Here is a 14,071-nt window from a genome sequence, read left to right as displayed (position 1 = left end):
AGCCGCGGCACGCCCGGTGGGCGTTCGTCGGGCACGGCGACGCGGGGCTGCGCGGCGACCAGCGCGGCGGTGTACGCCTCGCGCGGCCGGTCGAGCACGTCGGCGGTCGCGCCGGCCTCGACCACGCGACCCCCGCGCAGCACGACCACCTCGTCCGCGATCGCCCGCACCACGTCGAGGTCGTGCGTGAGGAGCACCAGCGCGACGCCCTGCGCCACGACGGACGCGAGCTCGTCCACCACCTCGGCCCGGGTGATCGGGTCCTGGCCGGTCGTGGGCTCGTCCGCGACGAGCACCGCCGGGTCGCCGACGAGCGCCTGGGCCAGCACCACGCGTTGCTGCTGCCCGCCGGACAGCTCGTGCGGGTAGCGGCGCAGGAGCTCGACCGGCACGCGGGCGCGGCGCAACGCGGTGGCGATCAGCTCGTCCGGGTCGCCGGGGTGCAGCGCGGCGATCTCGCGGAACACCCCGCGCAGCCGGCGCACCGGGTTCAGCGCGGCGGACGGCTGCTGCGGGACGAACGCGACGCGCCCGGTCACCGCGACCGTCCCGGTCACCGCCACCCCCGGCGCGTGCTCGCCGAGCAGCGCCAACCCGGTCGTGGTCTTGCCGCTGCCGGACGCGCCGACCAGGGCCACCACCCGCCCGGCGGACAACGCGAAGCTCACGCCGTCCACCAAGGTCTTCCGGCCCGCGACCGCGCGCAGGTCCTCGACGTGCACCACGGGCGTCACGTGCGTGCCTCCGCCCGCAAGGCGCGGTCGAACACCAGGTTCAGGCCGACCGACAGGCACACGATCAGCACCGCGGGCACGACCACGGCCCACGGCTGGAGGAACAGGCCGACCCGGTTGCGGTCGACCATCACGGCCCAGTCGGCGGCGTCCGGCGCCACCCCGACGCCCAGGAAGCTCGCCGACGCCACCAGGTAGAGCGCGCCCGTCAACCGCACGCCCAGGTCGGCGGCGAGGGTCCGCGCCATCGACCGTCCCGTGTAGACGATCGACGTCCGCCACCACGTCTCGCCCTGCAACCGCATCGCCTCCAACGCCGGCCTGCCGGCGATCTCCACGGCGGCGGCCCGCGAGATCCGCGCCACGTCCGGGAAGTTGACCAGCGCCACCACGCCCACGAGCACCGGCAGCCCCGGTCCCGCGATCGCCGCCGCCAGGATCAGCACGAGCAGCGACGGCACGGCCAGCAGCAGGTCGAGCGGCCGCATCAGCACCTCGTCCACGATCCGGGGCCGCGCCATCGCCGCCACCACGCCCCACGGCACGCCGGCGACGTACGAGAACGCCGTGGCCAGCAACGCGACCAGCACCACGGTCCGACCGCCGGCGAGCACCTGGTGCCACACGTCCCGGCCGACGAAGTCGGTGCCCAGCAGGGCGTTGGCCATGAACGGCGCGCCGCGGGTCGGGTCGTCCGGCACGAACAGCGGCCCGGCCAGCGCCAAGGCCAGCGGCACCACGACGAGGAACGCGCCGACGCTCTTCAACGGGTTCACGCGATCGCCACCGATCGCGGCGCGAGGCGGAACACGAGCAGGTCGGCGACGAGGTTCACGACCACGGTGGTCACCGCGAAGACCACCGCCAGCCCCTGCACGACCGGCAGGTCGCGCGCCGCGACCGCGTCCACCAGCGTGGTGCCGAGGCCGGGGATGACGAACACCGCCTCCACCACGATCACGCCGCCCAGCAACCAGTCCGTGGTCCGCGCCACCTGCTGCACGGCCGGCGCGAGGGCGGTCGGCAGGGCGTGCGCGAACCTGATCCGCTGCTCGGCGATGCCGAGCCGCCGGGCGTGCCGGACGTGGTCCGACGCCAGCGCCTCGATCATCCCCGCCCGCACGAGCCGGCTGATCGAGCACAGCGGGCGCGCGACGAGCACCACCAGCGGCAGCACCAGCACTTCCGGGCGGGACAGGAGGTCCGCACCGACGGCGGTCGGCGGCAGCCACCGCAGCTGCACCCCGAACACCGCGATGAGCACGACGGCCAGCGCGAACTCCGGGATCGAGTGCAGGCCCACCGTCACGGTCGTGACGCAGCGGTCCAGCGGCCCGCCCTCGCGCAGCGCGGCCAGCACGCCGAGCAGCACCGAGAACGGGATCAGCAGCACCAGCGCGAGCACCGCCAGCACGAGCGTCGGACCGAGCCCGTCGCCCAGGAACGCGGTGACCGGCCGCCCGGACACCAGGGACGAGCCGAGGTCGCCGTGCGCGAGCCCCCACAGCCACGAGCCGAACCGGTCGAGCGGCGGGCGGTCCAGCCCCATCGCGGTCCGGATCTCCTCGATCCGCCGCGGGTCGGGGTTGTCGCCCGCCAACGCCACCGCCGCGTCCCCCGGCAACGCCTGCACCAGGAGGAACACGGCGGTGACGACGGCGAGCACCTGGACCGCGCCGATGGCCAGCCGCCGGGCCGCGTACCGGCGCAGGCTCACCCCAACCACACCTTGTCGAACCGCGCCCAGTCCAGCGTGTTCGCGGGCGCGGTCGAGATGCCGCCGACGTTCGGGGCGGCGCCGACGATCCAGTCCGCGAAGCCCCACATGAGGTAGCCGCCCTCGGCGTGCAGGGAGCGCTGCATCTCCCGGTACACCGCGCCGCGCTCCGCCTCGTCCACTGTGGACAGGGCCTTGTCGTACAGCGCGTCGAATTCCGGCCGCGCCCACTTGGTGACGTTGGTGCCCGACCCCGTCAGCAACCGCTGGGCGAAGTGCGTCTCGATCGGCATCGCGCCGGACCGGAAGCTCGACATGGACCCGTTCTTGAGCGTGTCCGACCAGTAGCTGTCCTTGTTGCCGGTGACGACCTCGATCGTCAGGCCCGAACCCCTGGCCTGGTCGGCGAACACCGTGGCGGCCTCGACCATGCCGGCCGCGGCGGTCGACGTGTCCAGCTTGACCGTCAGCCCCTCCGCGCCGGCCCGGCGGATCAGGAACTTCGCCCTGTCCAGGTCGCGGGTGCGCTGCGGGATGTCGTCGGCGTAGTGCTGGTACCCCTTGCCGAACAGGTCGTTGCCGACCTGCCCGCTGCCCGCCAGCACCGACTCCACCAGCTGCGGCCGGTCGGCCAGCAGGAACATCGCCTCGCGCAGGTCCCGGTTGTCGAACGGCGGCCGGTCCAGCTTCATCGCGAACGCCTGCACGGCGCTGTTGGGCGCCCGGTGGATCGCCATCCGGTCACTGGCGGCGTGGCTGCGCGCCGTGGTCGGGGTCAGGTCGTGCGCGTACTCGACCTGGCCGCCGAGCAGCGCGTTCGCGCGCGCCGACTCCTCGTTCGCGATGACGAACTCGAGCTCGTCGAGGTGCGGCGCGCCGTCCCAGTAGTCGGCGTTGCGCTTGAGCACCACCGACCGCCCCGGCTCGAACGACACGAACCGGAACGGCCCGGAGCCGACCGGCGCGGTGAAGTCCTCCGCCCCCGCGGGCACGATGTACGCGCCGAACGCGGCCAGCACGTTCGGGAACTCCACGAACGGCCGCTTCACCGCGAACTCCACCGTCCGGTCGTCCACCGCGCGGCTGTTCGCGAGGTCGATCAGGGCGAGGCTGGACTTGGCGCGGAACGCGCGGCCGGGGTCGAGGATGCGGGCGTAGCTGGCCAGCACGTCGTCCGCGCGCACGGGCTTCCCGTCGTGGAACGCGGCCTGCCGGAGCGTGATCCGCCACCGGGTCAGCGTGGCGTCCGGCTCCCACTTCTCGGCGAGTCTCGGCTGGGCGGAGACGTCCGGGCCGAGGTCGGCGAGCTTGTCGTACAGCGCCTTGGACCGGGCCGCCTCCACGAACAGGTTCGCCAGGTGCGGGTCCAGCACCTCCTTGGCCCCGCCGCCCGCGAACGCCGCGCGCAGCCGGCCGCCGGCGCGTGGCGCGCTCGCGGTGGACGCCGGGCGGCCGCCCGCCGTGCCGCAGCCCGTCAGGGCGGCGACGGAGAGACCGGCGGTGAGGCCGAGGAAACCGCGGCGGTTGAGGGAGTGCATGGGCGTTCCTTTCACTGGGTGTCGCGTCGGCGCGCGACGAGGTGCAGCCGGTCGCCGGACAGGGCGTCGCCGAGCGGCGCGTCGGGGGTCCACCGTTCGTCGGTGCGCGGCCCCGGCGTGTCGAAGAGGGCGAGCACGTCGAAGCCGGCACGGTCGAGGAAGTGCCGGAGTTCCAGCGGGAACAGCAGCCGCCACGCCGAGCGCTGCACGAGCGGCCGCGCGCCGGGCCACGACCACTCGCGCCGCCGGCGCAGCAGTTGGGCCGCGTGGTCGATCCACAGCCGCGTGTGCGACGTGTACGACACGCCCTCCCACTCGACGGTGCGGCTGCGCACGCCGTCGAGGAGCTCGGTGCTGCCGAGGAAGAACGCGCCGTTGCGCATCTCCGCGACGAGCAGCCCGCCGGGTTCGAGGTGGTCGTGGCAGCGGCGCAGGAAGGCGTCGAGGTCGTCGTTCGTGTGGCAGTACAGCAGCGCGCTGTCGAGGCACGTGATCACGTCGAAGCGGCGGCCCAGGTCGAAGTCCCGCATGTCGCCGAGCACGAACTCGACGGCCGGGTGGTGCTCGCGGGCGTGCTCGACCATCCGCGGCGAGGCGTCCAACCCCACCGCGCGGTAGCCGAGGGTGGCGAGGTGGCCCGCGTCCCGCCCGGTGCCGCAGCCGACGTCCAGCAGGCGGCGCCCCGGCTCGCTCGCGAACCGCGTCGCGACGTCGTGCACGAACCGCGCGGCGACGTGGTCCGGGTCGGGGAACTGGTGCTCGTAGAGCGCCGGGTTGTCGGTGAGCAGGTTCTCGCCCGCCGTGTTGCGGAACGCGGTCATCGGGGCACCTCCGGTCGGTTCGCGGGGAGCACGCCACGCCGGTGCAGGCGGGCCACGGCGGCGGCGCACAGCAGCCCGATCGCCACGCACAGCAGGGACGCGGCCCAGCCCGACCGGCCGAACACCCACCCGATCACCGTGTTGCCCACGGCCGCCGCGACCCCCGAGACCAGGTAGAACACGCCGAAGTAGGTGCCGGCCAGGCCGGTGCGGCCGAACTCCGGGATCAGCTCGTACACGAACGGGTGGGCGATCATCACGCCGACGGACAGCACCAGCGCCGCGACCAGCACGGGGGTGATGCCGCCGAGCGGACCGACGTGGCTCACCGCCGTCGCGGCGAACCCGAGGCCCATCACGGCGAGCCCGAGCGCGATGGCCCGTCCCCGCGCCACCCGCTTCAACGCCCTGGTGACGCGCATCTGGAACACCAGGGTGGCCACGGTGGACACCAGGAACACGGCCGCGACGCCGAGGGCGGAGCCGGTGAGCCGCCGCGCCTCCAGCGGGAGCACCAGGTAGAGCTGGCTCTGGAGGACGAACATGCCGGTGAGCGCGCAGGTGAACGCGAGGAACCGGCGGTCGGCCACGCACTCGCGCCAGTCGTCCAGCACGGTGCCCTGACGCGGCGGCGCCGGGCGGGCGGGCAGCACGGCCGCCTGGGCGACGGTCAGCACGGCGAAGATCCCGGCCGCCACGAGGGCGGCGAGCCGGAAGTCCCACAGCATCAGCAGTCCGCCGAGGACGGGACCGGTCAGCGCGCCCGCCTGGCCGTAGATGTTGAACATCGCGAACGCGCCCGCCCGGTCGGTCGACTCCTCGGCGATGTAGGCGCGCACGGCGGGGTTGAACAACGCGCCCGCGAGCCCGCTGAGGGCGGCGGCGGCCAGGAGCACCGCCACCGACTCGCCGGCCGCGAACAGCCCGAACCCGATGGCGCGCAGCGCGCAGCCCGCGAGGATGACCCGGCGCGGTCCGAGCCGGTCGGACGCCGACCCGCCGAGGGGGAACAGCCCCTGCTGGCTCAACGTCCGCACGCCGAGCACCACGCCGATCGTGGCGACGGACAGGCCCAGGTCGCCCAGGTGCGTGGCGAGGTAGGGGATCAACAGGTAGAAGCCGGTGTTGACGCCGAACTGGTTGACCAGCAGGACCCGGACGGGCAGCGGAAAACGCCTCATCGTTCCCGCACCAAGCCGCCGCCTGCCGCCGCGCTGCCTGGCGCCGGGCTGCCTGTTGCCGGGCTGCCTGTTGCCGGGCCGCTTGTTGCCGGGCCGCTTGTTGCCGGGCCGCTTGTTGCCGGGCCGCTTGCCGCCGCGCCGGCGGGCACCACGCCCAGACCGGGCACCCCGGACAGGCGCAACGTGCCGTCCTCGCCCCCGATGCCCGTCCACGGGTCGTCGGCGAGCAGGAGGTGGCCGTCGAGGTCGACCCACCGGGCGTGCCCGGTCAGGTGCACGGCCGGCGCGATGCCGAGCGAACTCGCCACCAGGCACCCGAGCATCACGTCCAGCCCGTGGTCCCGCGCCACGGCGATGATCTCCCTCGCCGGGCCGATCCCGCCGCACTTGGCGAGCTTGACGTTCACCCCGTCCACCACGCCGGCCAACGCCCGCACGTCGGCCACGGTGGCGGCGTCCTCGTCCGCGATCAGCGGCACGGGGCAGCGCTCGCGCAGCCACGCGAGGTCGTCCCAGCGGCCGGGCGGGATGGGTTGCTCCAGCGCGTCGACCCCGGTGAGCCCGTCCACGAACCGCACGGCCTGCTCGGCGGTCCACCCGCCGTTGGGGTCGAGGATGAGGCGCGCGTCGGGCGCGGCGGCGCGGATGGCGTTCACGGTGGCGACGTCGTCCTCCGCGCCGACCTTGACCTTCAGCACGGTGAACCCGCGCCCGGCCAGCTCGGCGGCTCGGGCGGCGGCGGTGGCCGGGTCGCCGATGCCGATCGTGCAGGCCGTCGGCACGTCCGTCCACTGTGGAACGTCGACCAAGGCGTGCACGGGCACCCCCTGCCGCAGCGCGATCAGGTCGTGCAGCGCCGCGTCCACGGCGGCGCGCACGCCCGGCGGCAGCTCCGGCAGGCGTTCGAACAGCTCCGCGGGGTCGGCGCAGTCGGCCGCCACGGGCGCCAGGTCCCGCAGCAGCCCGGTGATCCGCTCGACGTCCAGCCCGTAGAACTGGCTGGTCACCACCTCGCCGTGCCCGCGCAGCCCGTCCCGCTCGACCACCACGCGCACGGCGTCGCGCCGCGCCATCACCGACCGCGAGATCCGCAGCGGCGACCGCAGTTCCAGCCCGTACACCGCCCAGTCGAGCTTCACGCCGGCACCCCGACGGCCTTCGGCGCGTACACCGAACGGCACCGCGCCCAGCTCGTGACCTCGATCTCGGCGGTGTCGCCGATCTCCACCGGACGGTCCTCCGGCGTGCCGAGCAGGCCGCGCGCCCGGCAGAAGTCGTCGTCGAAGATCGTGCCGAGGTAGCGGTGCGGGCCGTCCGGGAAGATCGTCACCACGGTCGCGCCGGGCTCGACGCGCGCCGCCCACGCCGACACGAGGGCGACCGCGCCCGTGCTCCAGCCACCCGTGACGAAGCAGTCGCGGGCGAGCCTGCGGCACGCGTCGACCACCTCCACCGGACCCAGCCAGTGGACCTCGTCGAACTCCTCGTAGGCGACGTTGCGCGGGTGGATGCTGCTGCCCAGGCCGCGCATCACGCGTTGCCGGGCGGGCTGGCCGAAGATCGTGGAGCCGACCGTGTCCACGCCGACCAGCCGCACGTCGGGCCAGTGCCGCCGCAGGGCGGTGACGACGCCGGCGCTGTGCCCGCCGGTGCCCACGCTGCACACCAGCACGTCGGCGCGGTCGAGCTGCGCGGCCAGCTCCCGCGCCAGGCCCGCGTACCCGGAGGGGTTGTCCGGGTTGTTGTACTGGTCCGGCCAGTACGCGCCGGGCAGCCCCCGCAGCACCTCACCGAGCCGGTCGAGCCGGGCCTGCTGCCAGCCGCCGGTCGGGTGCGGCCGGTCCACGACCTCCAGCCGTGCCCCGTGCGCGCGCAGCAACGCCCGCATCGACGGCTCCAGCTCGTGGTCGACCACGAGCACGACGGGGTGGCCCAACGCCTGGCCGGCGAACGCCAACCCGAGCCCGAGCGTGCCGCTGGTCGACTCCACGACGACCGCGCCGGGGCGCAGCTCGCCGCGTTCGCGGGCGGCCCGCAGCATCGCCACGGCCGACCGCGCCTTCATGCCGCCCGCGCTCAGGCACTCCAGCTTCGCCCAGAAACCGCCGTGGCGGTGGGGGAGCGGCGTGTCGATGCGCGCGATCGGGGTGTTGCCGAGCAAGTCGAGCAAGTGGTGGTTGCGGCGGACGCCGGTGGTGGGCAGCACGATCACCGCGCCCGTTCCGGTCGCGGCGTGCCGGCGCGGTAGTGGTGCAGCGTGCTCGGACCGCCGTGCAGCCAGAAGAACGGGTACGGCTCCGCCGACACCGCCGTGACGCCGGAGCCGAGGAACCGCGGCACGATCGCGCTCGCGGTCTGGGCGAACACCACCAGCGGCCGGTCGGCCTCGACGGCCGTGCGCAGCAGCGGTTCGAAGCTGCCGTTCCCCACCGTCATCCCCGACGCCAGCACGACGTCGCAGTCGCCCACGGCGGACTCGGCGTCGGTCACGATCGGCTCCTCCCACTCCGTGCGACCGCCCTTCAGGTCGCACGGCACGTACTCCAGCCCGCGTTCGCGCAGGTGGTGCAGCAACGAGTTCACGACGCCGACGACCAGCACCCGCTGCCCCGGCACGGCGTCCAGCAGGTCGACCACGGCGGACGCGCGCGCCATCGACTTGGCGAGCGAGTCGCCGGGCCCGATCACGACCGGCCGCGCGCCGGACGTCTCGTGCGGGTGGGCGCTCATCAGGTACGCGTCCAGCGCCGCCGTGCGGATCACCGGGTCGGGGTGGGCGAGCAGGTCCGCGACGGTCGCGCCGGCGCAGTCGGTCACGGTCGAGTCGTCCACGTCGTCGGGCTCGGCCGCGCACGAGCCCACCGCGTCGCCTACGCGCACGCTCACCACGGTGTTGCGGTACGCCGTGGCGCGCGAGACGTGCCGGGCGCCCTGCCGGGTGGTGAACGCGACGCTGGTCCGGAGGTCCGCCGGGTCGGGCCCGAGGTCGCCGGCCAGCGCGCGCTCGACCAGCTCGGCGACGCCGGGCAGCCGGTCCGTCGGGGCCGTCACTCGGCGCCCTCCGCGTACCGCACGGACAGCCCGCCGACGACGCGCTCGGCCCGGTCGCGCGCGGCCGCGTCCGGCGACGTCACCATGACGTGCCCGAGGTAGCTGTTGTTGCTGGTCGGCTCGCCGGCCCGGTGCCCGGCGGGCTTCAGCGCCCAGTCGACCACCTCCGGGTTCGCGGACAGCTCCTCGACGCCGTCGATCCCGGCCACGACGCCGGCGCGCGGGGGCAGCAGGAACGAGATGGCCGCGCTGCGCACGCCGGTCTCCCGCGCCCGCAGGTCGGGGCGTTGGCCGGCGGCGAGCTGGGTGAACACCGAGGGCAGGTCGATGCCCGTGACGCGGCGGACCAGCTCGGTGATCTGGTTGCCGGCCGGGCGGGGGTTCACCTCGATCAGCCGGGGGCCGTCGGCGGTGAGCTTGACCTCGGTGTGCGCCACGGTGTCGTCCAGCCCGAGCGCCTCGATCGCGGCCACGGCCGTGTCGACCGCCGCGGCCCGGTCGGCGTCGGACAGCGCGGCCGGGAACATGTGGCCGCTCTCCACGAACCACGGCCGCCCGGCCAGGCTCTTGTCCGTCACGCCGACCACGTGGGTCGTGCCGGCCACCGTCACCGTCTCCACGCTGACCTCGGGGCCGACGAGGAGCTCTTCGAGCAGCACGGTCGGCACCCGCGCCTGGCCGCGCGCGTTGACCGGGAACGCCTCCAGCGCCCGGAACGCCTCGCGGAGCGCGGTCTCGTCGCGCACCTCGCGCACGTGCATCCCGGCGCACAGGTCGACCGGCTTGACCACCAGCGGGTAGCCCAGGTCGGCGGCGGCCTTGGCGGTCGCGGGCCAGTCCTCGGTCAGCGCGAACCGCGGGCCGGGCACGCCCGCCGCCGCCGTCGTGGCGCGGGTGAGGTCCTTGCGGTAGGCGCGTTCCACGGCCCGCGCCGACGGGCCGGGGAGGCCCAGCCGCCCGGCCACCTCGGCCACCGTCGCCAGGTAGTAGTCGCACGAGGAGATCACGCCGTCGAAGCGCAGCACGTCGTGCACCCGCTCCACATAGGACAGCAGCGCGGGCACGTCGTTCGTCTCGGTCGTGAGCACGTTCTCCGCGGCCAGCAGCGGGTGCGGGTGCGTCGGCGCGGACCGGAGGTAGTGGTGCAGGTCGCGGGTGAGGAACGTGAACCGGTGGCCCGACTCGTGGATCGCCCGCGGCAGCAGCGAGCTCATCGCGCCCACCCAGCTCTCGATCATCAACAAGTGCGCCACGCGTGCTCCTCCGGGAGGGGGAAGTGGGGGACCGACGGATCGAGGTAATGGTAATCATTTTCGCTACGAGCCCGGGCCACCAATCGGGTGATCTGGGTCACCGTGCGCGCACACGGCAGTGGCGCCGCCGGTGATCCGGCGGCGCCACTGGTCGTCGAGTCGGAGAAGTCGTTGCAGGGCAGGGGAAATCCTCACCCTCGCCCGGTGTCGCGCAGGTGCGGGGCGGCCCTGGTGGTGAGCGGGCGTTCAGGCCTTGCGCGCGCGGTAGGCGGCGACGGCGATCCGGTTGCCGCACGTGGTGCTGCAGTACCGGCGGGAGCGGTTGCGGGACAGGTCGAGGACGATCCCGCCGCACGTCTCGTCGGCGCACGTCGACAGCCGGCCCAGCTCGTCCGCGCGGATCACGTCGACCATCGCCATGGCCGTCTCGACGGCGATCCGGACGGCGAGCGGCGTCTCCGGGCTGGTGGCGTGCAGGTGGTAGTCGAACCCGTCGTGGCGCACCAGCCGCGGCACCGCGCGGTGCTCGGCCAGCATCGCGTTGACGATCTCCACGGCGATGTCGCGGTCGCTGGTCAGGAGCCGTCGCAGCGGGGCGCGCAGGGCGCGGACGGCCGCCAGCTCGGCGGCGTCGTGGGTCCGCGAGCCGGTGTAGCGGTGCTCGGCGAAGAACGCGTCGAGGTGCGCCGGCTCCGTCATCGTGTCCGGTTCCTCGGCCGAGTTCACCAGCGCGACCGCGGCCATCAGGGACGCGGTGGTGTCATGGGTGAAAAGCACGTTGACAGGTTACCTCCGCGGTCCATAGCGTCATGCGCCATGACGACGATGACGCATGACAGGGTGACGGGTGGCCGGCTGCGGGCCGGGTTGGGCTTCGCGGTGCTGTCGGCGTCGTCGTTCGGGCTGTCCGGGCCGCTGGCGCGCGGGTTGATGGACGCCGGCTGGTCCTCGGCGGCGGCGGTCGCCGTGCGCGTGCTGCTGGCCGCCGCCGTGCTCACGCCGATCGCCGTCGTGCGGCTGCGCGGCCGGTGGGGGTTGCTGCGCCGCACCGCGCCGCTGATCACCGCCTACGGGCTCGTCGCCGTCGCCGGGTGCCAGCTCGCGTTCTTCAACGCCGTGGCGCACATGGAGGTCGGCGTCGCGCTGCTGGTCGAGTACACCGCGCCGGTGGCCGTGGTCGGGTGGCTCTGGCTGCGGCGCGGCCAACGCCCCGGTCGGCTGACCGTCGTCGGCGCGGTGCTCGGGCTGGTCGGGCTGATGCTGGTGCTCGACCTCGTGTCCGGCGCGCGGGCCAGCGCGGTCGGCATCCTGTGGGCGTTGGGCGCGATGGTCGGCGCGGCGGTCTACTTCGTGCTGTCCGCGCGCGACGAGGACGGCTTGCCCGGCACCGTGCTGGCCGCCGGCGGGCTGCTGGTCGGCGGGGTCGCGCTGCTGGTCGCCGGTGCCGTCGGGATCGTGCCGCTGGCCGTGTCGGGCGCTCCGGTGGCGTTCGACGGGTTCGCCGTGCCGTGGTGGCTGCCGGTGGCGGTGCTCGGCGTGGTGACGGCCGCGCTCGCCTACGTGGCCGGCATCGCCGCGACGCGTCGGCTCGGCTCGCGGCTGGCGTCGTTCGTGGCGCTGACGGAGGTGCTGTCGGCGCTGGTGTTCGCGTGGCTGCTGCTCGGCGAGGCGCCCGGCGGCATCCAGCTGGTCGGCGGCGCGCTGATCCTGGCCGGTGTGGTGGCCGTGAAGCTCGGCGAACCCCGGTCGTAGCGCGTCAGAGCAGGCCGGTGCGGAACTTGTCGAGCACCCGGCGCTCGCGCTTGGTCGGCCGGCCCGCCCCGCGCTCGCGGCGGGCCACGGGGGCGGCGACGTCGGTGGGCGGAGGTGGCGGCGGGGTGCGGTCGATCAGGCACGTCGCCGCGTCCGCCGCGCCGACGCGTTTCTGGATCACCCGCACGACCTCCACGATCCGGGTCGTGTCACCCACCCGGGCACGCACCTCGTCACCGGGCGACACCGTCGTGGCGGGCTTGGCGGGACGGTCGTTGACGCGCACGTGTCCACCCCGACAGGCCGCGGCCGCGTCGGATCGGGTCTTCGTCAGCCGGACCGCCCACAACCAGCGGTCCACACGGGTGGACTCCACCCGTACATCATGGCCTGTCGAACGCCGGACCGGGCAAGTCGCACGCCGGCCGCACCGGTCGTTGCGGACGGTGGGCGGTCCGTGGCACGTTGTGATGAGTTGGACCTGACGGCCGGCGGCCCGCGCCCCGCGGCAAACCCGGACCACCGCGTTCGCGCCGGCCGGAACCGGCGATGAGGAGAACGCATGACCCGGCACCGCGTGGTGTCCGTCCCGTTGGCCGTCCTGTCCCTCGTCCTCCCGGCGCTGGTCGCCCTGCCGGCGCCGGCCGTCGCGGACGTGCTGTCCCTGTCCCACTTCCAGCTGCGCCCCAACGCCTACGGCACCGCGCTGCGCGACCGCGCCGACGCCCTGCCCCTGGTGAAGGCCACCGTCACCGACGTCATGAACGACCTGAACCGCCGTGACGACGACGACCCGGCCGGCCTCGGCGAGGCGTGCGAGCCGGCGGCGGTGGCGGGCGGCAGCACGGTGACGATCGCGCAGAGCGTCTGCTTCAACGACGGCGACAACGCCACCTCCGAGTGGTACCCGCAAGGCGTCACCACGGTCGCCGACATGCAGTCCGACCAGCAGTGGGGCGACGGCCACCAGCCCGTCCTGGTGAGCTGGTACGACCACGACAACAACGCCGACGGCATGGTCAAGGGCGTCCGGGTCAGCTTCATGAACCGCGACACCGGCGCCTACCGGCACGTCCTGCTGGTGTACCCGCGCGAGGCCTCGGGGATCATCGACTACGACTCGATCCGGGTGTCGCAGGACCCGTCCAGCGGTGACTACGGCAGGGCGCTGCACGCCGGCGGGATCGTCTGGTACGGCAACCACCTGTTCGTCGCCGACACCGCACGCGGCTTCCGGGTGTTCGACGTGCGCCGGATCTTCGACCTCGGCGCCTCCGGGAACGGGACCACGAGCGGGGCGCACCTGGTCGGCTACCACCAGGGCACCTACTACGGCTACGGCTACCGGTACGTCATGCCGCAGATCGGGTCGTGGACGCGGACCTCCGACACGGGCGCGAAGTGCGCCGAGTCGGACCAGTCGCCGAACTTCTCGTACGCCGGCCTCGACCGCAGCGGCACGGACCACCTGCTCGCGGGCGAGTACTGCGCCGGGGGCGAGGCCACGAACGGCCGCGTGGCCGCGTGGCCGATGGCGGGCGCGTTCAGCGGCGGGGAGCTCGTCCTGGACCCGGCCCACCGGTGGAACGCCGACGCCGCGCACCGGCTGCCGGTCAGCAACGTCCAGGGCGCCGTCCGGTTCGACGGCAGGTGGTACCTGAGCCAGAGCAACGGCCTCACCAACGCCGGCACGCTCTACTCCACCGCGCGGCCCGCGTCGACGACCGGCACGCTCCAGTTGACCGGCAGCCAGTCGCTCAGCATCGGGCCGGAGGACCTGTCGCACTGGCCGAACGGCACCGCCACCAGCCCCACGCGCGGCACGTTCTGGACGGTGGGGGAGCACCCCGGCAAGCGGATGGTCTACTCCGTCATCCCGACTTCCTGACACGGACCTCGCCGAACGGGTGGCGCGGAACGGTCGCGCTGAACGGGTGGCGCGGAACGGTCGCGCGGAACGGGCCGCGCCGAACGGGTCGCGCCGCCGCGCTGGCGGCCGGGCTTGCCCCGCGGCGGCGTCAGCG

14 protein-coding genes are annotated in these 14,071 nt (G+C 74.3%); 2 read left to right on the top strand and 12 right to left on the bottom strand.

Annotation, left to right across the window (positions count from 1 at the left end; all coding sequences use genetic code 11):
• The 11 genes from ACFQ3T_RS27475 to ACFQ3T_RS27425 form a co-directional block, all read right to left on the bottom strand.
• Nucleotides 1–734: ATP-binding cassette domain-containing protein (locus ACFQ3T_RS27475; protein ID WP_380727380.1), on the bottom strand; the 734-nt coding region annotated here is incomplete at its 3' end.
• On the bottom strand, nt 731–1,510 hold the full coding sequence (locus ACFQ3T_RS27470) for an ABC transporter permease (RefSeq protein ID WP_380727378.1): 780 nt from the start codon (nt 1,508–1,510) through the stop codon (nt 731–733). The genes ACFQ3T_RS27475 and ACFQ3T_RS27470, both read right to left, overlap by 4 nt.
• The gene (locus ACFQ3T_RS27465; protein ID WP_380727376.1) at nt 1,507–2,451 is read right to left on the bottom strand and encodes an ABC transporter permease; all 945 of its coding nucleotides are present in this window, start codon (nt 2,449–2,451) and stop codon (nt 1,507–1,509) included. The genes ACFQ3T_RS27470 and ACFQ3T_RS27465 overlap by 4 nt, the downstream gene beginning before the upstream one ends.
• Nucleotides 2,448–3,989 carry an ABC transporter substrate-binding protein gene (locus tag ACFQ3T_RS27460; RefSeq protein WP_380727374.1) on the bottom strand — a complete coding sequence of 514 codons (1,542 nt, stop codon included), beginning with the start codon at nt 3,987–3,989 and terminating at the stop codon, nt 2,448–2,450. The genes ACFQ3T_RS27465 and ACFQ3T_RS27460 overlap by 4 nt, the downstream gene beginning before the upstream one ends.
• Before the next feature lie 11 nt (nt 3,990–4,000).
• Complete coding sequence (locus tag ACFQ3T_RS27455; RefSeq protein ID WP_380727372.1) at nt 4,001–4,810, bottom strand: class I SAM-dependent methyltransferase; 810 nt, start codon at nt 4,808–4,810, stop codon at nt 4,001–4,003.
• The gene (locus ACFQ3T_RS27450) at nt 4,807–5,991 is read right to left on the bottom strand and encodes an MFS transporter (protein ID WP_380727370.1); all 1,185 of its coding nucleotides are present in this window, start codon (nt 5,989–5,991) and stop codon (nt 4,807–4,809) included. The genes ACFQ3T_RS27455 and ACFQ3T_RS27450 overlap by 4 nt, the downstream gene beginning before the upstream one ends.
• Nucleotides 5,988–7,130 carry a dipeptide epimerase gene (locus ACFQ3T_RS27445; protein WP_380727368.1) on the bottom strand — a complete coding sequence of 381 codons (1,143 nt, stop codon included), beginning with the start codon at nt 7,128–7,130 and terminating at the stop codon, nt 5,988–5,990. Before ACFQ3T_RS27445 ends, ACFQ3T_RS27450 begins: the two co-directional genes overlap by 4 nt.
• Nucleotides 7,127–8,203 carry a PLP-dependent cysteine synthase family protein gene (locus ACFQ3T_RS27440; RefSeq protein ID WP_380727366.1) on the bottom strand — a complete coding sequence of 359 codons (1,077 nt, stop codon included), beginning with the start codon at nt 8,201–8,203 and terminating at the stop codon, nt 7,127–7,129. The genes ACFQ3T_RS27445 and ACFQ3T_RS27440 overlap by 4 nt, the downstream gene beginning before the upstream one ends.
• Nucleotides 8,200–9,042 (bottom strand): Rossmann-like domain-containing protein, encoded by an 843-nt coding sequence (locus ACFQ3T_RS27435; RefSeq protein WP_380727364.1) that lies wholly within the window; start codon nt 9,040–9,042, stop codon nt 8,200–8,202. The genes ACFQ3T_RS27440 and ACFQ3T_RS27435 overlap by 4 nt, the downstream gene beginning before the upstream one ends.
• The gene (locus tag ACFQ3T_RS27430) at nt 9,039–10,295 is read right to left on the bottom strand and encodes an ATP-grasp domain-containing protein (RefSeq protein WP_380727362.1); all 1,257 of its coding nucleotides are present in this window, start codon (nt 10,293–10,295) and stop codon (nt 9,039–9,041) included. The genes ACFQ3T_RS27435 and ACFQ3T_RS27430 overlap by 4 nt, the downstream gene beginning before the upstream one ends.
• A 246-nt stretch (nt 10,296–10,541) precedes the next feature.
• On the bottom strand, nt 10,542–11,072 hold the full coding sequence (locus ACFQ3T_RS27425; protein ID WP_380727360.1) for a CGNR zinc finger domain-containing protein: 531 nt from the start codon (nt 11,070–11,072) through the stop codon (nt 10,542–10,544).
• 48 nt (nt 11,073–11,120) lie between these two features.
• On the opposite strand from ACFQ3T_RS27425, the gene ACFQ3T_RS27420 reads away from it, so the two are divergent.
• Nucleotides 11,121–12,047 (top strand): EamA family transporter, encoded by a 927-nt coding sequence (locus ACFQ3T_RS27420; RefSeq protein WP_380727358.1) that lies wholly within the window; start codon nt 11,121–11,123, stop codon nt 12,045–12,047.
• A gap of 4 nt (nt 12,048–12,051) precedes the next feature.
• On the opposite strand, the gene ACFQ3T_RS27415 is transcribed toward ACFQ3T_RS27420, so the two are convergent.
• Entirely contained in the window at nt 12,052–12,423 is a 372-nt protein-coding gene (locus ACFQ3T_RS27415; RefSeq protein ID WP_380727355.1) for an RNA-binding S4 domain-containing protein, read from the bottom strand.
• A 186-nt stretch (nt 12,424–12,609) separates the two neighbouring features.
• Between ACFQ3T_RS27415 and ACFQ3T_RS27410 the strand changes: the two genes are divergently transcribed.
• On the top strand, nt 12,610–13,935 hold the full coding sequence (locus ACFQ3T_RS27410) for a hypothetical protein (RefSeq protein WP_380727353.1): 1,326 nt from the start codon (nt 12,610–12,612) through the stop codon (nt 13,933–13,935).
• The last annotated feature ends 136 nt before the right edge of the window (nt 13,936–14,071 follow it).

It is taken from the genome of Saccharothrix hoggarensis (assembly GCF_042678885.1).
Taxonomy (GTDB): Bacteria; Actinomycetota; Actinomycetes; order Mycobacteriales; family Pseudonocardiaceae; genus Actinosynnema; species Actinosynnema hoggarensis.
Note: the sequence above shows the minus strand (reverse complement) of the source record. Positions and strands in the feature narration are given on the sequence as shown.

Excerpts from the sequence above, each read along its gene's own strand:
- ACFQ3T_RS27420 (WP_380727358.1), top strand. The coding sequence starts at position 11,121 with ATGACGCATGACAGGGTGACGGGTGGCCGGCTGCGGGCCGGGTTGGGC.
- ACFQ3T_RS27410 (WP_380727353.1), top strand. The coding sequence starts at position 12,610 with ATGACCCGGCACCGCGTGGTGTCCGTCCCGTTGGCCGTCCTGTCCCTC.
- ACFQ3T_RS27455 (WP_380727372.1), bottom strand. The coding sequence starts at position 4,810 with ATGACCGCGTTCCGCAACACGGCGGGCGAGAACCTGCTCACCGACAAC.
- ACFQ3T_RS27450 (WP_380727370.1), bottom strand. The coding sequence starts at position 5,991 with ATGAGGCGTTTTCCGCTGCCCGTCCGGGTCCTGCTGGTCAACCAGTTC.
- ACFQ3T_RS27460 (WP_380727374.1), bottom strand. The coding sequence starts at position 3,989 with ATGCACTCCCTCAACCGCCGCGGTTTCCTCGGCCTCACCGCCGGTCTC.